This window comes from Hartmannibacter diazotrophicus, from assembly GCF_900231165.1.
In the GTDB taxonomy this organism is placed as follows: domain Bacteria; phylum Pseudomonadota; class Alphaproteobacteria; order Rhizobiales; family Pleomorphomonadaceae; genus Hartmannibacter; species Hartmannibacter diazotrophicus.
In genome coordinates this window covers 1,429,492-1,449,621 of the sequence record NZ_LT960614.1, presented here as the reverse complement: position 1 = coordinate 1,449,621, position 20,130 = coordinate 1,429,492, and the positions used below count along the sequence as shown (strand labels likewise).

General features: G+C 64.7%; 23 protein-coding genes and 1 pseudogene. 10 read left to right on the top strand and 14 right to left on the bottom strand.

What is annotated here, in order from left to right; all coding sequences use genetic code 11:
• Nucleotides 1-56: 56 nt before the first annotated feature.
• The 7 genes from HDIA_RS06715 to HDIA_RS25215 all read right to left on the bottom strand — a co-directional run bounded on the left by HDIA_RS06715 (nt 57) and on the right by HDIA_RS25215 (nt 5,115).
• The gene (locus HDIA_RS06715) at nt 57-659 is read right to left on the bottom strand and encodes an HK97 family phage prohead protease (protein ID WP_099555463.1); all 603 of its coding nucleotides are present in this window, start codon (nt 657-659) and stop codon (nt 57-59) included.
• On the bottom strand, nt 659-832 hold the full coding sequence (locus HDIA_RS25220; protein ID WP_157775398.1) for a hypothetical protein: 174 nt from the start codon (nt 830-832) through the stop codon (nt 659-661). Before HDIA_RS25220 ends, HDIA_RS06715 begins: the two co-directional genes overlap by 1 nt.
• Before the next feature lie 214 nt (nt 833-1,046).
• A complete protein-coding gene (locus HDIA_RS06710; protein WP_099555462.1) occupies nt 1,047-1,241 on the bottom strand; it encodes a hypothetical protein in 195 nt (64 codons plus the stop codon).
• The gene (locus HDIA_RS06705; RefSeq protein ID WP_099555461.1) at nt 1,234-2,493 is read right to left on the bottom strand and encodes a phage portal protein; all 1,260 of its coding nucleotides are present in this window, start codon (nt 2,491-2,493) and stop codon (nt 1,234-1,236) included. The genes HDIA_RS06710 and HDIA_RS06705 overlap by 8 nt, the downstream gene beginning before the upstream one ends.
• 78 nt (nt 2,494-2,571) lie before the next feature.
• Nucleotides 2,572-3,876, bottom strand: a complete 1,305-nt coding sequence (locus HDIA_RS06700) for a DNA-packaging protein (RefSeq protein ID WP_099555460.1) — start codon at nt 3,874-3,876, stop codon at nt 2,572-2,574.
• Nucleotides 3,794-4,276 carry a hypothetical protein gene (locus tag HDIA_RS06695; RefSeq protein WP_099555459.1) on the bottom strand — a complete coding sequence of 161 codons (483 nt, stop codon included), beginning with the start codon at nt 4,274-4,276 and terminating at the stop codon, nt 3,794-3,796. The genes HDIA_RS06700 and HDIA_RS06695 overlap by 83 nt, the downstream gene beginning before the upstream one ends.
• A gap of 371 nt (nt 4,277-4,647) precedes the next feature.
• Entirely contained in the window at nt 4,648-5,115 is a 468-nt protein-coding gene (locus HDIA_RS25215; protein ID WP_157775396.1) for a hypothetical protein, read from the bottom strand.
• 82 nt (nt 5,116-5,197) lie between these two features.
• On the opposite strand from HDIA_RS25215, the gene HDIA_RS25210 reads away from it, so the two are divergent.
• A complete protein-coding gene (locus tag HDIA_RS25210) occupies nt 5,198-5,362 on the top strand; it encodes a hypothetical protein (protein WP_157775394.1) in 165 nt (54 codons plus the stop codon).
• Between the two features lie 52 nt (nt 5,363-5,414).
• Here the strand turns inward: HDIA_RS25210 and HDIA_RS06690 are convergent.
• Nucleotides 5,415-5,588 (bottom strand): annotated as a pseudogene (locus HDIA_RS06690) (transposase); the annotation flags it as partial.
• A 28-nt stretch (nt 5,589-5,616) separates the two neighbouring features.
• Nucleotides 5,617-6,135, bottom strand: coding sequence for a YcgN family cysteine cluster protein (locus HDIA_RS06685; RefSeq protein WP_099555458.1), 519 nt, complete (start codon nt 6,133-6,135; stop codon nt 5,617-5,619).
• A gap of 111 nt (nt 6,136-6,246) precedes the next feature.
• Between HDIA_RS06685 and HDIA_RS06680 the strand changes: the two genes are divergently transcribed.
• The 3 genes from HDIA_RS06680 to HDIA_RS06670 all read left to right on the top strand — a co-directional run bounded on the left by HDIA_RS06680 (nt 6,247) and on the right by HDIA_RS06670 (nt 9,727).
• Complete coding sequence (locus tag HDIA_RS06680; RefSeq protein WP_245884188.1) at nt 6,247-8,490, top strand: transglycosylase domain-containing protein; 2,244 nt, start codon at nt 6,247-6,249, stop codon at nt 8,488-8,490.
• 82 nt (nt 8,491-8,572) lie between these two features.
• Complete coding sequence (locus tag HDIA_RS06675) at nt 8,573-9,190, top strand: DUF1214 domain-containing protein (RefSeq protein WP_099555456.1); 618 nt, start codon at nt 8,573-8,575, stop codon at nt 9,188-9,190.
• Nucleotides 9,191-9,193: 3 nt separating this feature from the next.
• On the top strand, nt 9,194-9,727 hold the full coding sequence (locus tag HDIA_RS06670) for a DUF1254 domain-containing protein (protein WP_099555455.1): 534 nt from the start codon (nt 9,194-9,196) through the stop codon (nt 9,725-9,727).
• Between the two features lie 42 nt (nt 9,728-9,769).
• Here the strand turns inward: HDIA_RS06670 and HDIA_RS06665 are convergent, their stop codons facing one another.
• On the bottom strand, nt 9,770-10,597 hold the full coding sequence (locus HDIA_RS06665; RefSeq protein ID WP_157775392.1) for a hypothetical protein: 828 nt from the start codon (nt 10,595-10,597) through the stop codon (nt 9,770-9,772).
• A gap of 104 nt (nt 10,598-10,701) precedes the next feature.
• Nucleotides 10,702-10,881, bottom strand: coding sequence for a hypothetical protein (locus HDIA_RS06660; protein WP_099555453.1), 180 nt, complete (start codon nt 10,879-10,881; stop codon nt 10,702-10,704).
• A gap of 250 nt (nt 10,882-11,131) precedes the next feature.
• Here HDIA_RS06660 and HDIA_RS06655 point away from each other — a divergent pair, with 250 nt between their 5' ends.
• From HDIA_RS06655 to HDIA_RS06640, 3 genes are all read left to right on the top strand, one after another.
• Nucleotides 11,132-12,286, top strand: coding sequence for a DUF2336 domain-containing protein (locus tag HDIA_RS06655; protein WP_162292616.1), 1,155 nt, complete (start codon nt 11,132-11,134; stop codon nt 12,284-12,286).
• A 424-nt stretch (nt 12,287-12,710) separates the two neighbouring features.
• Nucleotides 12,711-12,998, top strand: coding sequence for a hypothetical protein (locus HDIA_RS06645; RefSeq protein WP_157775390.1), 288 nt, complete (start codon nt 12,711-12,713; stop codon nt 12,996-12,998).
• 133 nt (nt 12,999-13,131) lie between these two features.
• Nucleotides 13,132-14,229, top strand: a complete 1,098-nt coding sequence (locus tag HDIA_RS06640; protein ID WP_099555450.1) for a DUF6456 domain-containing protein — start codon at nt 13,132-13,134, stop codon at nt 14,227-14,229.
• Here HDIA_RS06640 and HDIA_RS06635 read toward each other — a convergent pair.
• Both HDIA_RS06635 and HDIA_RS06630 read right to left on the bottom strand, forming a co-directional pair.
• Nucleotides 14,219-14,638 (bottom strand): SufE family protein, encoded by a 420-nt coding sequence (locus HDIA_RS06635; RefSeq protein ID WP_099555449.1) that lies wholly within the window; start codon nt 14,636-14,638, stop codon nt 14,219-14,221. The genes HDIA_RS06640 and HDIA_RS06635 overlap by 11 nt on opposite strands.
• 231 nt (nt 14,639-14,869) lie before the next feature.
• Entirely contained in the window at nt 14,870-15,214 is a 345-nt protein-coding gene (locus tag HDIA_RS06630; protein ID WP_099555448.1) for a DUF5330 domain-containing protein, read from the bottom strand.
• A gap of 384 nt (nt 15,215-15,598) precedes the next feature.
• Here HDIA_RS06630 and HDIA_RS06625 point away from each other — a divergent pair, with 384 nt between their 5' ends.
• The 3 genes from HDIA_RS06625 (at nt 15,599) to HDIA_RS06615 (ending at nt 19,080) form a co-directional block, all read left to right on the top strand.
• Entirely contained in the window at nt 15,599-17,443 is a 1,845-nt protein-coding gene (locus HDIA_RS06625; protein WP_099555447.1) for a PAS domain-containing sensor histidine kinase, read from the top strand.
• Nucleotides 17,444-17,446: 3 nt separating this feature from the next.
• Nucleotides 17,447-18,505, top strand: coding sequence for a peptidoglycan-binding domain-containing protein (locus HDIA_RS06620; RefSeq protein ID WP_099555446.1), 1,059 nt, complete (start codon nt 17,447-17,449; stop codon nt 18,503-18,505).
• 212 nt (nt 18,506-18,717) lie between these two features.
• Nucleotides 18,718-19,080, top strand: a complete 363-nt coding sequence (locus tag HDIA_RS06615) for a DUF1491 family protein (protein ID WP_099555445.1) — start codon at nt 18,718-18,720, stop codon at nt 19,078-19,080.
• A 211-nt stretch (nt 19,081-19,291) separates the two neighbouring features.
• On the opposite strand, the gene HDIA_RS06610 is transcribed toward HDIA_RS06615, so the two are convergent.
• Complete coding sequence (locus HDIA_RS06610) at nt 19,292-19,708, bottom strand: Ros/MucR family transcriptional regulator (protein WP_099555444.1); 417 nt, start codon at nt 19,706-19,708, stop codon at nt 19,292-19,294.
• Between the last annotated feature and the right edge of the window lie 422 nt (nt 19,709-20,130).

Here is a 20,130-nt window from a genome sequence, read left to right as displayed (position 1 = left end):
GTTGGAAAATTTTGAAGCGGCAGGTGCGGAACGTCCCGCCACGCCGCATGCGTTCGTCAGCGGAGCGACGTCTTCAGCCGACCTGCCGCCCGCCGGATTGTCCTTGCCAGCGGCTGCGATGGGCCATTCGGCAGGCGCCTCGCCGCCACGGCGCCGACACTCGCCTCCCCACCGCGAACCTCGGTCACGCGGGCACCCGGCTGCATCGGAAAGGTCACCAGCGAGACCTCCCAAAGGTCGATCTCGGTGAGATGACGATGCCCGCCGGCACGATTCCGGTCCGCCCGCATAGCGCGAAACCCGATCGAAAGCCCGTCGAGAATGCCCGACCGCAGAAGGGCCCAGGCTTCCGCCGCCCTTGCAACCTGTAACTGAAGCTCGCCCTCGACGAAGAGGCCCGTCGCGTCCTCCCGGACCGACAGCCAGCGGCCGATCGGCTCGCGCACGTCGTGCTGGTAGAGAAGCTTCACGCCATCCAGTCCCCGTCGCCGGAGGCTGGCAGCGAAGGCGCCCGGCAGGATGATGTCGCCGGAAAGATCGGCCACGCCGAAGAGGCTGGCATAGCCGCTGAACCGACCTGTTGCTCCATCGACTGCGTGAGCCACCGGCGCGACGCACCGCTCCGGTGGGGTCGTCGCCAAGACCTCGACCGGGCCCATCAGGAGTGCCTCCCGTTCTTCATGTCGAGCGGCAAACGCACCCGCGGCGCCGCGCCCGAAAGAAGATGCTCCAGTCCGTTGGCGAAGGAGGCGAACACCCTCCTGGCGTCGGGTGCCGGACGCAGGTGGAGAAAAAGATTCAGCCGCCTCACAGACTGATTCAGCGGGATCATCGAGACCTCCTCGCCGGTCCGGAAGCCGGCCGTTCGGGCGGTTGAAACATTGATTCAAGTGTTTGGCTTTTCCTGAGTCGCTTCAGACTCTTGGATCGGGGCGCTCGCAGATTGATTCACCCTTCGGGCGCCGGTCAGCCGTCTTGCGACATTGATTCAACACGGTTTTGGCGGCGACTTGAGGTGGGGAACCCATGCCTTTTCGTGGCGCTCGCTAGCGCCGATCCCGGTCGTTGAAGTGTTGATTCAACTTGGCGATCTCGGCGACGAAATCGTTGAAGCGCCGGTTCGCCGCGCCCAGTTCCCGCAGTGTCAGGGTCAGCAGGAAGCTCGCGCTCGAGGCCCAGAGGAAGAGCGCGAGATGGGCAAGGTCGCCACGCTCGGCGAAGACTTTGACCGGCTCATCCAAGGCTTGCTTCCTTGCTCCGCGTACCCGTCGCGGTGGGTCCGCCGTCGCCCCCGGGCAGCGGGCCATAGCCGAGTGCGGCGCGCTTCTCGTTCACGGTCAGGAAGTCGGCCGCGCTCACCCGCGCCCAGAGCTCGCCGCGCTCGGACGCCAGCGCCGTGATCTGATCGGTGTCGGGCACGAGCGCGAGGGTCTCGCCATAGGCCTGGCCGAGCCACGTAGCAAGGCGCTCGGACACACGCATGACGAGAGGCAGAACAGCCTGCCGCCAGAAGGCCCGGTTCGCCTCGGCATAATTCGCATAGGTTGCATCGCCCGGAATGCCCAGCAGCATCGGCGGCACGCCGAAGGCGAGTGCGATGTCCCTCGCCGCGCCGTTGCGCGCCTCCATGAAGTCCATGTCGCGCGGGCTCAGCGACATCATCTTCCAGTCGAGCCCGCCTTCCAGAAGCATCGGACGGCCGGCGTTCGTCGCGCCCTCGTAGCCCTCAGCGAGTTCCTGTTTCAGCCGTTCGAACTGCTCGTCCGTCAGTCCGCCCGTCCCCTGGTAGACGAGCGCGCCGGACGGCCTTGCGGCGTTGTCCAGCAGCGCCTTGTTCCAGGTCGCGGCGGCGTTATGGATGTCGAGGCTGGTCTGGGCCGCCTCCAGCGGTGCGAGCCCATAATGGTCGTCGAGCGGATGGGCGAGCCTCAGGTGCAGGACCGGCATGACGCCGTCCGCCCCCTCGCGGAACTGGACCGTACGACCACCGGCCGTGTAGTCGAAACCGGCGGGCCAACCGTCGCTGCCGGCAACGACACGCATGCGGTCGGGGCGAAGGGCATAGAGTTCGCTCGGCGGCCCGCCGAGCCGCACCATCTCGACATAGGCATTGCCAGAAAGAAGCAGATAGCCGATCAGGGCCTCGAGGAAGTCGGCGCGCGAGCACGTCGGGTTCGGCGCCTTCAGGAGATCGAGGGCCGGATGCGTCTCCTGTTCCACACCATCCTTCGTGAGAAGCAGCGGCACGCTGCCGACCGCCTCCGCCAACAAGCGCACGGCCCGGTAGACCACCGGATTTTTGGTGAAGCCCTCACGGGTCAGCCTGGCATAGTCGCGCGGCGTCCAGACCGCACGCCCCGTGCCGGAAAGCGCGATGACAGCGCCGGTGCGCGATGCCTTCTCCTGGGAAGGGGCCTTCTGCAGGCCGACTTCATGGCGCGCATCGGCCCGCTCCCCGGCCCCGAGGGCTCGGCGAAGAAAGGAAAAGACCATCGGGACCTTCCTGTTGGTTGATCTATCGGGTTTTGGGAGCGGATCGCCGGGCTTGATCCTGCAGCGATCCGGCCATCGTTAACGGAGGCTGCGTACACGCGGCGCGGCAGCGTCCCGCAGCATCAGGAAGGTGAGCGCCCAGACGAGCGCGTCCAACCGGTCGGGCGATCGGCCGCCCGACAGGCCGTCGAGGCCGAAGTCGGTCATTTCGTCTTCCAGTTCCGGGAAGGTGCTGGCATGGCGCACCCGTCCCTGGGCATATAGCGCGGCCACCGGTTCGGCGCGCAGCCACTTGCCACGCGTTGCCCGCACCTCGCGCACCGGCACGCCGGCGTCGATCTCGCGGATGACGGCGGCCACCATGTCGCCGCCCTGGTTCACCTCGGCCACCAGCGCGTCGGCCTCCTCGGCATGATAAAGGCCGACCGCCCGCCGCGCCCAGACTTCCGGCCGCGCGCCCTGAATGGAGGCGTCCGCCAGTACGAAGCCAATCCCGGACGCATCGACCCCGGCCGCAACGATGCCGCAGGCATCCGAGCGCCGTGTGGAACTTGCCGGCGGGTCGACCGCGATCACGATGCGAGACAGTTCCGGCCGGCCGTCGATCCGGATCGCCTCGATCTGGTCGCGCTGCCAGAGCGCGTCGGGCCTGTCCTCCAGAAATTCGCCGTCGAGTTCCTGCCGTCCAAGGCGCGTTCCCTGATAGCGACCGGTGATCGCGGTCAGGAAGCCTGGCGCCAGAAAGGCCGCGTTGGCGCTCGTCTTTGCATGGCTCATCGCGGTCAGGGGCGCTGCCATCAGGCGCCGCAGCAAGGGGATCGGGCGCGGCGTCGTCGTCACCACCTGCCGCGGTTGCTCGCCAAGGCGCAGGCCGAATTGCAACATGTCCCAGGCAGCGTCCGGATGGCGCCATTTGGCCAGTTCATCGGCCCAGGCGGCATCGAACTGCGGTCCGCGCAGCGCTTCCGGATCTTCCGCCGAAAACGCCTGCGCGATTGCCCCGTTCGGCCACTCCAGGAGCCGCCGGCTCGGCGACCAGACCGGGCGATCCGTCCGCGAATGGATCGTCAGCAACCCGGAAACGCCCTCGATCATCACATCGCGCACGTCGGCAAAGGTCTCCCCCACCAGCGCGATCCGCCCGGCCGGCATGGCCGCGAAGGGCGGCCTGCCGCCGACGACGCCGCGAACCCATTCGGCGCCCGTGCGTGTCTTGCCGGCGCCGCGTCCGCCAAGCACCAGCCAGACGGTCCAGTCGCCGGGCGGCGGCAACTGGTCGAGGCGGCCGAGCAGCCACCAGTCACTCGCCAGCCGCTCCAGCGTGCTCCGATCCAGCGACGAGAGGATCGCAGGCAGATGTCCGGTCCGCCAGCATTGCGCCAATGCGCTTTGCAAGCGCGTCGCGGAACCGGTCGTCATCGGCGTCGTCGGCAGAGGTCCCATCGGACTTTCGCGTCTCTTCCTCACGGGCCCTCCGTTCGGCGCTTTCCAGGTCGATCACGTTTTCCAGCGTCTTCGTCAGCGTCGAAAGCGTCCGCGCGCCCTTGTCGTCGATCAGCACGTCCTCCTCGAAATAAGTCTCGATCCGTTCGATCTGGCGGGCCAGCGTCCGGCGCAGACGCTTCAGCATGGCGGCTGAGGTCTCGGCCGTCTTCTTGGTCACCGTCCTTGCCGATGTCTTTTTCGCCGCCCCTGCAGCAAGCCTTGCCCGAGATGGCGTCACCGGCTCCGGCACCTCGTCCGGGCCGTTCGCACCGGCCGGCTCTTCGTCCCTGGCGGCCATCGGCTTCGTCCTTTCGTCCGCCCGATGGGCCAATAAAAAACGGGCCGGCCTCGTTGGAGGCAGCCCGTCGTTCGCACCTATCGGATCATGGCAAAACCCTATCTCACCATCGTCACGGTGTCAAGGAATTTTTTCCTATAGGAATTTTTTCTGCATCATGTACGTGACGCACCTTGAAACCGGCATCTAGTCCTATGGATGAGGGCTGCATCCAAAAAAGCGGAGCTTATGAGGTCTTCGACGGGAGGGGGATTTTTGTTCCTGAAGGTTTCACGGCAGACGAGATTGGGGCGGCTTCTGGCGCTCTCATGCGATGTTTCGAGGTGAGCAGATACGAGGGCTCACGCTATGGCGATATGCGTTCTTGAAACCTACAAAGATTTGCGGAACTGAGCGACTGATTGAAAGAAATCAATCGTTGTTTTTGCGAACAATTTAAGCTGCTTCGAGTTCAAGGCATATTCTGGAAGGCCGTTTATATGTTTCCGTATTGTGTGGATCGGAGGAACGAGAAGGTATTGAGGAATGCCTTTCTCGATAAGCTTTATTGTTTGAACGAAATGTTGAATGCCTGAAACGTCCATCACTATGCCATGGGCGATATCGTTTCTTGTCCCGGATAAATGTGTGGCAACGCGAACGATTTCAGAGAAACGGGCTTCCTTGGTTTGGGAGCAATGGCCAACAAAATAGCTGTCTGCCTTTCGTGATAGGATATCGATGCGGTCGCGGAATATGCGGCCAGATCCATATTCGGTAATCGCGTCTCCATCCGGGTCGTTGCAGAAGTAGGAATGTAGCCTAGAGAGCTCGAATTCCAATCCTTCCCAAGCTGACATGCTTAGGCCAACTCCTACGAATGTGTCGTCTTGGTTTGAATCGGCTCTGATGGGGTAAGGAAGCGGTTTCCAAGAGGTAACCATGGCAGACACCGATAAAAAGACAGACCAGGAAAAGGGCGACGAGCTTTTGAAGCGGATGCTCAAGGCGGCGCCAGAGCCTAATCGCGATTCAAGTAATAAAGAAGGAAGTCAGTCTGAAAAATCAGAAGCCACCATAGGAATTAGAAAAAGAAATGACGATTAATGCTGTCGCGCAGATAGCCGCAATTATTGCTGCAATTGCGGATATCCACGCGGCGCTTGAAGACTGAGAACATGTTCTCAATCGTGTTGGTGTGGATCGTGCAGCGAACGTACTCCTCGGCGGAATGCTTGACCGTCTCATGAGCGGCGTACTCAGTGCCGACCTCAGCATAGATGCGGCTTTCGTCGGTATAGAGGATCGTTTCGCGGGGAACGTTGCGATCGAGGAATTGTTATCTTTATTGCCGCAGTCAATCACTCGACCGGATCGGCCTTCTTCGCGTTTCGCCGCGCCGCCTTCGGCACCTTCAACGGCCAGTCGACGAGGCGCTCCTCCCAATGCTCCAGCGGCCAATCCTCTTCCCTGACGGTCCGGCCCCGGACAGAGACGCCCGCCGCATGAACCGTATCCGGATCACCCGAAACGAGCGGATGCCACCAGTAGAGCTCCCTGCCCTCGTCGATCAGCCGATAGCCGCAGGTCGGCGGCAGCCAGGACAGCGAGCGCACGGTCTCCGGGTCGAGCGGAATACAGTCCGGCACAGTCTTCTGGCGGTTCGGGTAATCGCGGCAGCGGCAGCTTTCGCCGTCCAGCAGAAGGCAGGCGATGTCGGTCCAGGCGATCTCGCCGGTGTCCTCGTCCTCAAGCTTGTTCAGGCAGCAGCGCGCACAGCCGTCGCAGAGGCTTTCCCACTCCGGCATCGTCATCTCGTCGAGCGATTTCACCTTCCAGAAGGGCGGATCGTTCTCATTCTCGGGTGTCGGGTTTACCATTGCTGCTCCAAGACTTTGCCTAGCCTCGTATTTACGCATAAGATCAAATTGTAAATCCATTGAATTGCCGGCGGCATGAGTGCCGTCCTCGCATAACGCCTGGTGGCGCGTGTGACAAACCCAGAAACGGCAGGCAAGCGAAAGAGCCTCTCGCGAAGGCTCCTTGCGATCGACGCGTGGATCGACACGAGCGCCTGGCGCATCGGTCAGGCGATCCGGCGCGCGCTTTCCGCCTATTCGGAGTTTCTCGGCCGTTTTCGCGTGACGGGCGCCAGCCGGGGGCTCAATGAGTTCTGGTCGGAAGCGGCAACTCTCGGCACCGCCGGCGCCGTCGTCCTGCTCGCCTTCGCCCAGCCCGCCATGCAGGCGACCAACGGCGACTATCTCGCCAAGAGCGACTATGCCGTCACCTTCCTCGACCGGCAGGGACGCGAGATCGGGCGTCGGGGCCTCTTCCTTGACGACAGCGTGCCGCTTGACGACTTCCCCGACGCGTTGGTCAAGGCGACGCTTGCCACCGAGGACCGCCGCTTCTTCGATCACTATGGCATCGACGCCATCGGCACCCTGCGCGCCCTCACGGAAAATCTGCGCGCCAACGGCGTCGTCCAGGGCGGTTCGTCGATCACACAGCAGTTGGCCAAGAATCTCTTTCTCTCCAACGAGCGCTCCCTGCAGCGCAAGATCAAGGAAGCCTATCTGGCGCTCTGGCTGGAGGCGAACCTTTCCAAGCGCGAGATCCTGAAGCTCTATCTCGACCGCGCCTACATGGGCGGCGGCACCTATGGCGTCACGGCTGCGGCGCGGTTCTATTTCGACAAGCCGGTAACGGACCTGACGCTCGCCGAATCCGCCATGCTCGCCGGCCTCTACAAGGCCCCGACGAAATACGCCCCGCATGTGGACCTTGCCGCCGCGCGGGCGCGCGCCAACCAGGTGCTCTCCAATCTCGTCGACGCCGGCTTCATGACGGAGGGCGAGGTTGCCGGCGCCCGGCGGCGCCCCGCCGGTGTCGCGGCCGCCAACCAGCAGGCAGCGCCGGACTGGTTCCTCGACTGGGCTTTCGAGGAGGTCAAGCGCATCGGCCCGACGGACAGCCATACGCTCGTCGTGCGCACCACGCTCGATGCGAAGGTCCAGAAGGCCGCCGAGGAGGCCGTGGCCACCAATCTGCGCCAGCATGGCGCCGAATATAACGTCACGGAAGTCGCCACCGTGGTCCAGGATCCGGAAGGTGCCGTCCGCGCCATGGTCGGCGGGCGCGACTACGGCGTCAGCCAGTTCAACCGCGCCGTCGATGCCCTGCGCCAGCCCGGCTCGGCCTTCAAGCCCTTCGTCTATGCGACGGCCTTCCTCAACGGCTATCACGCCTCCAGCGTCATCAACGACGCACCGCTGACGATCGGCAACTGGAGCCCGCGCAACTACGGGCGCAGCTATGCGGGCGCGGTGACCTTGAAGACGGCCCTCACCCGGTCGATCAACACGGTGCCCGTGCGCCTTGCCCAGGCGATCGGCCGCGACAAGATCGTCAAGCTCACGCATCGCCTCGGTGTCCGCTCGGATCTGAGGATCACGCGATCCCTGCCGCTCGGGACATCCGAGGTCAGCGTTCTCGACATGACGGGGGCCTACGCGACCTTCGCCACCGGCGGCATCGCCACCGCGCCCTATGCGATCGACGAGATCGCAACGTCGGACGGCAAAATCCTCTACCGCCACGACCGGGATGCGCAGCCGCCCCGCCGGGTGCTGCCGGCCGCCGTCGCCGCCGAGCTCAACGACAGCCTTGCCAATGTGGTCGCGCACGGCACCGCGCGCCGCGCGATCATCGAGGGCGTCCCTGCCGCCGGCAAGACCGGCACCACCCAGTCCTATCGCGACGCCTGGTTCGTCGGCTTCACCGGCAACTACGTCGCGACGGTCTGGTACGGCAACGACGACTTCTCGTCGACGAAACGCATGACGGGCGGTTCCCTGCCCGCGCAGACCTGGCACGACATCATGGCCCCGATCCATGCCGGACTGCAGCCGCGCCCCATCCCGGGTGTCGACGGCGCGTCCGACATGCCGGACGCCATCGCCGGGCTCCAGCCCGTCCAGTCGGCCTCGCCGCTGGTCGAACTGCGCACCGACAGGCTCTCCGCCGGCGGCCTGACCGTCATTGCCGACATCGGCCAGCTCATGGACGCGCGCCGGCAGACGCTCGTTGCCGGTGGGGGCCTCACGCCCCTGCAGCCACCGCCGGACGGCCTTGCCAAGGAAGACGCCGTGGGCGGCCCTTTCCTGCCGATCGATCCACCGGACGGGGGAACACGGTCGAGCACGGCAAGAATCATCACACTGCAGCCCTGAGGTGCGCAACGCAGGCCTGTTTCGCGCGTCCAGGGTTGGTAGAGTTTCCGTAGCCAGTTCCACGTCCAGCGGGCCGCGCTCCTTGCAACTCGTCGCATCCACGCTCGTCATCGCCTCCGTCTCGGCCGTCCTCGGCCTCGGGTCGATTGTCGTCGTGCTCGATCCGGAGGCGATGGACACCGGAAGAGACGGGGACGCGTGGACGGCCCTGCCCTCGGTAGGCCCCGACAACGGCAACCCTTACGTCGACGCACGGCTCGCCCGGAATGGACGCCTCGCCATGCCGGCCGGCGTCGGCGCGGTTTTCGTCTCGCGCGGAGATGGCGCGGACCGCCGCTACAAACCGCAATGCCACTACCGGGTCACGGGCCAGCTCGAAACGATCGACCTCTGGACGCTGACGCTCACCGATGCGGCCAATCCCCAGGCGGAGGCGCCCCCTCCCCCCGGCACGGCCCCCTCCCTGCCCGTCACGAGCCGGATGGCCTTCGACAGCCGCAACGTCCTGCGCCAGCCGGACGGACGCTTTTCCATCGTCTTCGGCCCGGCGGTCAGGCCCGGAAACTTCCTCTCCGCAGAAGGCATGGAGGCGCCGGTGCTGACACTGAGGCTCTATGATGCGGACATCGCCGACGCCATCGCCGGCGATCCCGCCTCCTCGCCCCTGGCCCTGCCGACCATCGAGCCGGAGGAGTGCTGAACGATGTCGGTTGCACGAGCGCTGGCGATTGCGATCCTGCTCGCGGGCGTCATCCACATCATCGCCATTCTCGCGTTGCCGAGTCTCGCGCCCGCGACGGCCTATGCACGCCTTGCCACGCTTGCTCCGGACGGAGGCCCTGTCATTCTCGCCCGGAAGGGGCCGCTCGCGCCGGATCTCGATCCGTCCTTCGTTCATGCCCTCTGCCCGTTCGACGCCTCGAACGGACCTGTCGCCATTCGTGGACGCATGCCGGGCAGTTTTTGGTTCCTGTCGTTGGTCGACCAGTCCGGCCGTCCGTCGGAAAGCCTCTCGTCACGGACGATGGATCTCGGCGACATCGATCTCGTGATCGCCGGCGAAGGGGAGATCGATCGTCTTCGCTCCGCGGAAACGCCCCCGGTCGCTGGCAGGCTCTATCTGACACCGGCAACCGCGAAGGGCATCATCCTCTTCCGCGCCTTCGCCGAGAGCGACCGGGAGCGCGAGCAGGCTCGCCTTGCCCTTCAAGGGCTTTCCTGCGGACAGCCGACCTGACCGAACAGGATACCGGGTCGGCGACGGAGGCCTCCCGCGCGCCTATTTCTGGTCGACCGGCCGGTAGAAGCCGTCCAGCGCGCGTCCCTTGCGCACGGGCGCCGGCCGTCTGATGGCCGCAGCCGGGACACCCGGGCAAAGGGCGGCCTTGCGCAATGCCGCCCAACCGCGGCGCGCCTCGCCTTCCTCGTCGGACGGCGTTTCGATCGCCAGGTGATCGATTGCAAAGGCGTAGGAATCGAGCCGGTATTGCAGCGACCGGCTCACCCAGCCGATCAGATTGTCGTTTTCCGCGACGCGCGCGCCGGCATTCTTCGCCCACTCGTCGTCGGCCGGCATCTCGCGGCCGATCGCGGCGATCCTTTCGCCGTCGATCCGCCACACCTTGACGACCGTCGCACAATAAGGCGGCAGCAGAGCCTCGTCGGCTGCCATGTCGGCAATCACCCGGCTCCAGCGCGTGTCCGACGACGCATAGCGATCGCTGCTCAGTTCCCGGTAGTAGTCGCCGGGCGCGTAGGCGCCGGAAAACGGCGGCAGGACGCGGGTCCGCTCGCCCTCGATCAGGGTCGACTGCCACCACATGCCCTGATGCGGCGCGCGGATCAGCGTCCACGCACGGTTCTGAAGTTCCTGTTCGGTGTCGGTGAGATTGAAATTGCCGACGGCTTCACCGCGCTTGGCCGCCATCCGCTTGCCGATCGCCGGCAAGATGTCGTCATGCAGCACCGAGGGCTTTGCCCGGCCGAAGTCCCCTTCCGGACGTCCGCAGCCTGCCAGCGAGGCGGCAATCGCGACAGCCAGCACCCCTTTCGCAAACCAGCACGATCCGTCCATCGACCGCACCCGACCGTCGCTTCCTGCCGTCACGCCGCGCCTCCCATGACGAATATTCGCCCCGAGACGTACCCTCTCGCGGCAGCGGAGGCGAGCGAAAACAGCAGCCTTCGGCCCTGTTCCTCCATGGCCCGACGTCAGTCGTCCCGCTCGTTCCAGCGGGGCAACGGGCGATGCCGTTCGTCGATAGGATCGGTGGCGGCGGCGTGCCGTTCGATCCGAACGCCTGGGAAGAACATGATCTCGCCGGTACGCTCAGGCTTCGATCTGCGCGCCGGGCGGGATCGCGTCATGCCGAACTCGATCACGAGACCCATGATGTCTCTCCGTCGTTGCTCCCGGGGCGACAGGCGCTCCGGGTCTATGTCCTGTTCAGCGCAATTATTGGACCACTCAGTTGGTTAACGCGGCGTTTACGGATTGGGTGCAATTTGACCTGCACCCGGTTTTTCGTACCCGAAAGACCCCGATGAGCGGGGGCAAGCCGCGCCAGCCTCTTCGAACCTGGGGCGGCCTTTCCTCGCAAAGCCAATCTGCTTTCCGATGCCGACAATGGATTGCCGCGTCATGACACAACAGACATCTTTCCGTGATTCACGCGGCGCCATCGGGTCCAGGGACGAGACGTCCTCCTCGTCCCTGCTTCTGACGGCAGCGGAGCTCTTCGTTTCCGAAAACGAGCATACGGCGGAGGAAATCCGCATTTTCGAGGAACTGGTGCTGCCGCTGCTGCGCACGACGGGCCCCGCGGAGCGGGCAAAGGTCGCCCGGCGCCTCGGACGGCATCCGGATCTGCCACAGATCGTCGCCCGGGCCCTTCTGTTCGCCGAACCCGAAGTCGCGGCGATCCTGCTCGCCGTCGCGCCCGACCTTGCGGAAATCGACCTGCTCGCCCTGTGCAGTTCCGGCTCGATGCCGCATCTCCATGCGCTGGCCGGACGGCGCAAGCTGCCGGCTTCCGTCGTCGACAGCCTTTGCGAGCGCCTCGACAACCGCGGCCGCCTCATCCTCGCAAGCAACGAGAGCCAGCGCCTGACCCGCAAGGCCATCCCGCTCCTCGTCCACGAGGCGCGGGACAATCCCGATCTCGCCAATGCTCTGGCCGCCCGGATCGACGTGGAGGATCAGGATCTCATCCCGCTCTTCCTCGACCTTGACGACAGGGGCCGCCGCCGGATCCACCGTGCGCTCGAAATCCTCGCCCTGCGCGATTTCGCCAGCCATCGCCCCGCTCCCCGTCCGCCGATCCTCACCCGCGCCTTCCTGCAGGATCTCGGCCGCGCCGCGGCCCGGCACGACATGGGCGCGCTTGCCATGATGCTCGGCGACCATCTGGAACTTGACGCCGACTATGTGCGCGATCTCCTCGTCGACCGGGGCGGCGAACCGTTGACCGTGGCGCTCAAGGCCGCCGGCCTCGACGAAGCCGCGGCGACCCGCATCATCCTCTTCTCCGGTTCCGCCGATCACCGCAGCTATTTCGAGGTGCGGGCACTCGTCGACCTCTACAATCAGATCACGCTTCGGGCCGCGAGCCAGTTGCTCCATCTGTGGCACGAGGCCGGTCTCAAGCGGGCGAGCGTGCCGCAGGCGCTGCCGTCGCACCAGCCGCTTTCCGAGGCCGGGTCGCCCGTCCATCGGCCGGCCGCGGCGCAGGCGCCCTCGCTTCCGGCAGCCTCGACCGAGCGTCCGGGTCTTGCCCCCTTCCGGCGTCTCGGCTGACGCTGCACGTCCGGCGGGATTTGGTGTCGGGACGCGGCGACCGGCCAGGTTCAAACGATCCGGCCCGATCGGGAGCCGTGCCCCTGTTCGCTGAGAGTTCGCCACCGGTCTCGGCGCGATCTTTATGGCGCCACCGGGCAAGGGCCTGCCGTTCGGCCTTCAACGCGCGGCAAAGGGCGATATGGCGGGCGAGATCGTAGGTCCAGTGCCCAGCGACACCCCTGACCCGTTCCCGCCGTTCCGCCTTGACCAGCAGGGCGCAAATGCGGCGCGCGCACGCCGGTGAATCGGGCCCAAGCTCCGACGGCATGAGCGGCAGGAGCCCCGGCAGCATCCTCATCCGGTCATAAGGCTCGACGTCCCGCAGCGGATCGCCGTTTCCTCCGGGCACCCAGGCGCCGTGCCTTCGGGCGCGGCCGCGCCCGTGAGCCACATCGGATCGCTTGACGTTTTTCCTGGGATTCGGCTTCGCAGTCATGACCAGGCCCTGCTGTCGTTGAAAGACAGCCAGCGTATGACGGCAAGCGATTTCCTGAATAAATTCCTCTTACCCGAACTGGCGATGTCGTTGCGCAGCCCAATCGGGCACTGCCAGCGCGCCTCGATCCACAGTGATTTCTCGCAGCGAAGCCCGGCGCCGAAGACCGTTGATGGGTTCGAATCGCTCTCAAATTTATCCTTTTTCTCAATGCTCTCTACGGTTTTCAGCTAATCCTTTGTCGCCCACCTCAAGCGCGCCGATCGCGTCACGCCGAATGTTTTTCGGCGACGATTGAAATTGCCGATAGCCGATAAAGGATTTTTTTCCTATTCTACCGAACATCGCATTCGGAGGAACGACGCACGTGAGCATTGCCGAGACCAACGATCCGCGCCGCCGGCCCCTTTCCCCGTCGCATCCAGCCCTTCAGCCACCCTTTCAGGAAACGCATCGACCGTCGTCCGATTCCATGCATTCCCGCCCGGCGTCCGCTGCCTCGCCGGGCGCAGGCGCCGGTCCTGCCACGCTTGCTTCCGACGATGCCTCGGCCGCCGGTCTCCTGGCCCTCATCCGCATGGTCTGCGCCGCCTATCGGATCGGTCCCTCCCGCCTCCTCGACCACCGCCGAGCCGCCCGGGCCCTCCGCCCGGCCTATCACGATGTCATCTATCTCGCCCGCGTTCACCTCGACATGCCCGCCGCGGCTATCGCCCGGGCCCTGTCACGGGATGCAACGCTCGTCTGCCATGTCTGCCGAAGGATCGAGATGGACCGCGACGACCCGGAAACGGACCGCCGGCTCGATGCGCTCGCTGCCGGCATAGATGCCCTTCTTGCCGCCGGACAGGCAGCCAATCCCCTTCCCTCCCAGTCCAGCACGGAGACCGACATGACGATCAGCAAGGCCCGCCTTTCCCGAACGACCGTGATCACCGAAGACGGCGAGGCCCTGACCCTCGAGGTGGATCTTGGCGAAAGCCCGCTTGGCTGGCTGCGCAGCCGCAAGGACAAGTCCGGTCAACCGTTGATCGACGATGCCGCCTTTGCGGCCGGTGAGCGTTTCCGGCGGGATTTTACGGTCGCCGGGCTGGAATACCGCACGACGATGAACTGGGAGGCGCTCGCGTCCGGCGGGCTGGCACATCGGTCGGCAGGACAGCATGACGCCCTGACGGTGGGCGAGGCGGCGATGGCGGCCCGCAAACGGCTTTCGGGCGCCATCGAGGCTGTCGGGCCGGACCTTGGCGACGTTCTGCTCGATGTCTGCGCCTTCCTGAAACCGTTGACGGAGGTCGAACGGCAGCGGGGGTGGCCGGCGCGCTCGGCCAAGCTGATGCTTCTCACCGCACTCAACGCGCTTGCCCGGCACTATCGGCTGCGCCCCGCGACGCCGGCCGGGCACAGCCGCTCAGGCAACAGCATTCGGCATTGGGGAACGAGCGACTATCGGCCTAAGCCATGACCGCGCCGGCATCGGCACGAATGCGCTTGACCATGGATCTGAGTCCGTTCGAGCGCTGGGAGGACAGATGCTCGCGCAGTCCCAGTTCCTCGAAGATCGCCTCGGCATCGATCGCCATGATCTCGGCGGGCGTCAGCCCGTCGTAGGTCGCGATCAGCACCGCAACGAGGCCGCGCACGATATGCGCGTCCGAGTCGCCCTGGAAATGCAGCCGGACCTTGCCGGCCGCGTCCTGCTCCTCGCGGGTCACGAGCCAGACCTGGCTCGTGCATCCCTGGACTTTCGTCGCGGGCGTTCGCAGTGCATCGTCGAGCGGCGGCAAATCCTTGCCGAGTTCGATGATGTAGCGGTAACGGTCTTCCCAGTCGTCGAGGAAGGCGAAATTGTCCCTGATCTCGTCCAGCGTCATCGTCAAACAGTCTCCCCGGTCATGGGAGGGATATATACGATGTGGGCGGGGATTTTTAGCGCCCACGCCGGACAGAAGCACCCTTCGGCTCTTCCCGCGCCGCCCGAATGGCGGCAACGCTCCAGAATAAAAGGATTTTCCGGTTCGCCCCGCCAGCTTGGCCCGAGAACAAATCCTCGGGACCTGCGGCCGGAATCCGGACGATAGTGCCATCAATGGCGGCTGGAGCGGTCACGCCTTGGAGGAAATCCGGCGATCCTCTTCGGTCAGGGTATCAAGGCCGCTGGCGGGATTTTGCGCCTTCTCTTCGCCGTCGATCCATTCGTAGACCATGCGTGCGCCGGTCTTGGCCTTCAGGGCCATGGTCGAGGCGATCCGGCCACCAATCTGGCAAACGTTCGGGTTGCGGCCACAGAAGCCGCCAAGATCGCTGGCCGTCGCCTGCGCGGCATAGATGGCCTCCATCGCCCCGAGAGGCGGGGCCTCGCCGGCATCGGCAGCCTGCTCGCGCCCATCCACGGGAATCAGTGCGATGACGATCGTCAACCAGAAGGCGGTGCGGATCAGAAACATCATTGGAGAAGACTCGTCCTTGCTTGTCCGCTGCTGCGGCAGGTCGCTCCGATCATCTGCCGGCCGACCTCGCTTCACACTCACGATCCTGGCACAAGCCTGTTGCGATCCGTTTGAGGACGGCGATGACATTTGAATTGAATTTGGCGTGCAGGCGAAAGGCTTCGGAAACCAATTATTTCTCTTATTTACATAGACTTAGACCCTATCCAGATCCGATATCGGCCGCAAATTTGCCGGTCTCTTGCCGATTAACGCGGTGTTCACCGTAAAAGCGATTAGGCGCCTCCCTCAGTCATTCAACCCCTTTTCCCGCAGTGTTTCGGCCCCCGATCGGCCTCGTGATTAGCCTTCGTTAAAGCCCGTGGTGGCAATCTCGGCAGCAAGATGAAGCCGGGTTCAGATCCGGCCCATGCCATGTGGGGTGTCGTATTGCGTATCCAGGAGCTCGTGCGGTCCATCGGGGCGTCTCTTGACGGTCTCGTCCATGATGGCGCAGCCCATGACCCGCTTTTGATGGCGCGGCATCGGTCCTTCATAGGGTCGCATCTCGTTGGCGGCCTCGCGGCGCTCGTGCTGCTTCCGATTGCGGTTCTGGCCGGCGGCAGCTCCGCCGTCTTCACGGTGGTCGCGCTTTCGCTCGTCGGCCTTCAGGTGCTCGCTGCGGCCTATGTCTCGCGTAGCGGCCAGCTTGTCGTCGGCCACCTTCTGTCTGCCACCTCCATGAGCGTCCTCGTCTTCTGGGTCACGCTGTGGACGGGCGGCCTTTCGTCCTTCGCGCTGCTCTGGCTGGCGGTCATTCCGGTGGAAGCCGCCCTGTGCGGCGAGCGGAAGGCCATCGTCGGCTCGGCGCTGATCGGCGCCCTCGGCCTTGCCGGCGCGGCCATGGTCAGCTTCGGCGTCGTCGCGTCCCCCGCGGCGGCTCTCGCCGATTCGCACGACCTGGTGGCCGCCGGAACGTGTCTCTTTGCCATCGGCTACACGGCCTTGGTCGCTATCCGCATCCAGCATGTCGGCAAGGCCAGTGAAACGCGCTGGCGGCAGGGCGAGACGCGCTACCGCCTGCTCGCCAGTGCCAGCGACGACATCGTGACCTGTCACCTTGCCAATGGCGACGTTGCCTATGCTTCGCCGGCTGCCGGACGACTGCTCGGGGTCATGTCGAGCGAATTGCATGGCGAAGGTCTCTTCCGCCGCGTCCACGTCGGCGACCGCCCGGCCTATCTCAACGCCCTGTCCGACACGCTGCACGAGGGCCATGCGGACATCGAATTCCGCCTGCGCCGGACCGAGGACGGCAATCACGCCGATGGCTTCGTCTGGGTCGAAGCCTCGATGCGCAAGCTCAGCGCGGAAACGGCCGTCGGCGAGGAGCGCGTCTCGGTCGTCATTCGCGATATCGCCGGGCGCAAGCAGCAGGAAGCCGAACTCATCCATGCCCGCGCGGCCGCCGAGGAAGCGAGCGTCGCCAAGACACGCATCCTAGCGAACGTCAGCCACGAGTTGCGCACGCCGCTCAACGCGATCATCGGATTTTCCGATCTGCTGGGCCAGGAGATCTTCGGCCCCCTTCCCGACGACCGGCAGAAGGAATATGTCCGTCTCATCCACGAAGCCGGCGAACATCTGCTGCAGGTGGTCAACGACATCCTCGACATGGCCAAGATCGAGGCCGGGAATTTCGACGTTCTGGCCGAGCCGATCGAAGTGGCGCCGCTGCTCGACCGCTGCCTGCAGCTCATGCAGCGGCAGGCCGAAACCAACGGCCTGAACCTTCGTACCGACGTCGAGCCGAACCTGCCCGAGCTGGTCGCCGATCAGCGGGCCTTGCGCCAGATTCTCCTCAATCTGCTCTCCAACTCGGTCAAGTTCACCGATGCGGGCGGCGAGATTGTCTGCGGCGCCAAGAGGACAGGCCGTTCGATCGCCTTGTTTGTGCGTGACGATGGAATTGGTATTGCTCCTGCCGACCTGCCACGGCTCGGAACGCCCTTCGTGCAGGCCGACACGGGCTACAATCGCCGCCATGAGGGCACGGGCCTTGGTCTTTCGGTGGTCAAGGGTCTTGTCGCGCTGCACGGCGGCAGTCTGAAGATCGATAGTGAACTGGGCATGGGAACGACAGTGACAGTAACGCTGCCTTGCCGCGGCGACAGCGACGCGCCGACGCGTCTGCGGCCGGCCTTGACCGGCGACGCCGCCCCGGCCGCACGCCTTGCCAAGAGGGCCTGAGCAATGCGAGCAGAAAACTACGCCAGACGCGGCTTTCTCGTGCGTGGCATCGATGCGCTCGCCGCCAATCCGACCGCGGCGGGCGGCGCCATCGTCATGATCGTGATGGCGAGCGCCATCATCACCAACGCCATCGCCCTCCAGCCGGGGCAGCACCCCAATCCGCTGTTCAAGATGCCGCGGATCGTCGTCGACGGCGATGCCGGCCCCGCCACGACCCAGAGCATTTCGGCTACACGGCCCGATCCGGCGACCGAGCGCGAACGGCGGCTGGTTGCCGAGGTCCAGCAGGGTCTGCGGCAGCGCGGCTATTATGACGGCGTTGTCGACGGTGTCAGCGGCCCGATGACCGGCAAGGCCATTCTAGCCTTCGAAAGGGCGCATAGCCTTCAGCCGACCGGCGAACCTTCGCCCGATCTCATGGTTCTTCTGCGGGCCCTGCCCGTCGTTGCTCACACCCCACCCGCCACCGTCGACGCTGTGGCAGCGGCGGCGGACGAGCAGGCAAGTGCAACCGCGACCGCGACGGTTCCCCTGCCCCGCGTACGGCCTCAACTGGCCGGTGCGGATGCATCTGTCCCGGACCAACAGCGTTTGAACGCCACTCTGCCGCCGCGTTCTCCGGCCGACGCCGATGTCATCGGCGCGCTCGCCAGCCAGGCGTCCAGCGAACCGGCTTCGGCCACTCCTCCGGCATCCTCGAGCGAGGACGGCCTCGCCGCGCTTGTCGCCGAGGCGGGCGAAAGCGTCCCGAGGCCACCGGCAAGGTCCGACATCGCGGTGACGACGGTTCCGGTCACGCCCGCGAGCGTGCCGTCACAGCCGGCGCCAGTCAGTGCCGACTTCCAGCAGGCCGGCGATCCGCGCATTGCCAGCATTCAGGAGGCGCTCAACCGTCTCGGCTTCGGCCCGCTCGTCGCCGACGGCCTCCTGTCCCCGCAGACGCGCGATGCCATCGGCAACTTCGAGGCCTATCGCGGCCTGCCGAAAACGGGGATGATCAACGCGGCCTTTCTCAAGGCTCTCGTTGACATGGGCGGCCTGAGGGCTCCGTCGGGCTAGGGCAAGCGGCCGCCGCTTCTTGCGACCTCCTGTTTCAGGCATGATGGCGCGGACGACGTCGGCCAGTCGGCACCGTCTTGCCGGTCACCTCGGGCCTACTGCCCGCTCCGGCCCCGGAGCACGCCGCACGGCCCCGTATGATCGGCACAACCGACGCCTCCGCGTCACGAAATCTGCGTCCCGCAACGAAGTTCAGGCCAGGCAGGCAACCCATGCGCGTTACGACCGATTTCTGGGTTTCAGCCTATGTTCGCCGACGCAATGACGGGGGACGGTTTACCGCGGTCGTCCGCCGCGGCTCGGCCGAGGCTGGCGCCGTCTTCGTCAAGATCAGTCGCCTTGATGGGACGGCCGATCTTTTTGCTCCCCTCCCCCAGGCCTTTTTCGGAGAGGGTGAAACGGCAACCACCGGCGGGCGCATCTTCGAGCAGGTCATGGTCGCGGCGCCAGAGGCCGACGTCGATAGCCGCCTTGCGAGCGAACGGCGGTTCGACCCCGATTGCTGGATCGTGGAAAGCGAAAGCCGCGACGGCGGCCACGATCTCGACGTGCGCTCGGCAGACGATCTCGGGTAAGCGGCACCTCTTCTGCACCGCCGCGCCGGCCATTCGCCTGCCCTGCCTGTATCTGCAGTTTCGCAGAAACGAAAAAGCCCCGGCGAACCGGGGCTAATCGATCTCTGACAGAGACACGTCGAGTGTCATGTACCGTCAGATCGGCAATGTCTTGCAACCGTCATACGCATGATCCGCAATGCGCTTGCCTGCTGCAAGAGAACCGCGCAGATCAGCGATCGCGACGGCGCTGCTGGCCGAGGCCCATCTTTTTGGCAAGCTCGGAACGAGCAGCCGCATAGTTGGGGGCCACCATCGGATAGTCGGGGGCGAGGTTCCACTTCTCCCGGTACTCTTCGGGAGACATGTTGTAGTGCGTGCGCAGATGGCGCTTCAGCGACTTGAACTTCTTACCGTCTTCCAGACAAATGATGTAGTCGTTGGTCACAGACTTCTTGAGCGGAACCGCCGGCTTGACCGGTTCGGGTTCAACCTCGACCGGGCCGCCCTGAATCTTCGTGAGTGCTCCGACGACATCGAAAATAAGCGCAGGCAGCTCGCCGGCCGGGACCGTATTGTTGCTCACATAAGCAGCAACAATGTCCGCCGCCAAGTCGATCACGGCTCCATTTCCGGTTGTTTCACTCATCGTACATTGGTCCTTTTTCAAAAAAACTTCCCAATGGCCACAACCGACGCAGGGGGGTCGAGAGACCATTCTTCGGAAAAACTGCCTAATTGCACGTCAGCAAGTTGTGACTGGAATCGCATATTTCAAGCAGTGATTTCAGTTAGCGCCTTTTTCTTGGGATGACAAGAGCAACTATTGCCGAAGCACTAATTTATTTGCGACTTGCCACAATTTTCATGACAGGGACAATGGTTTTCCGGAGAAAGGCCTTCAAGAACAGATAGCCCTACCGGGAATGCACGCCCTAATATGGAGAAATTGTAACAGCCGGGAATAAAACCTGTCGATCTGCCAGCCGATTCGGCCACTTCCGGTTCACAATCATCCGATAACATCAAGATGATCATGATTGGTAAGGTTGCCTACTAAATATCAAAACC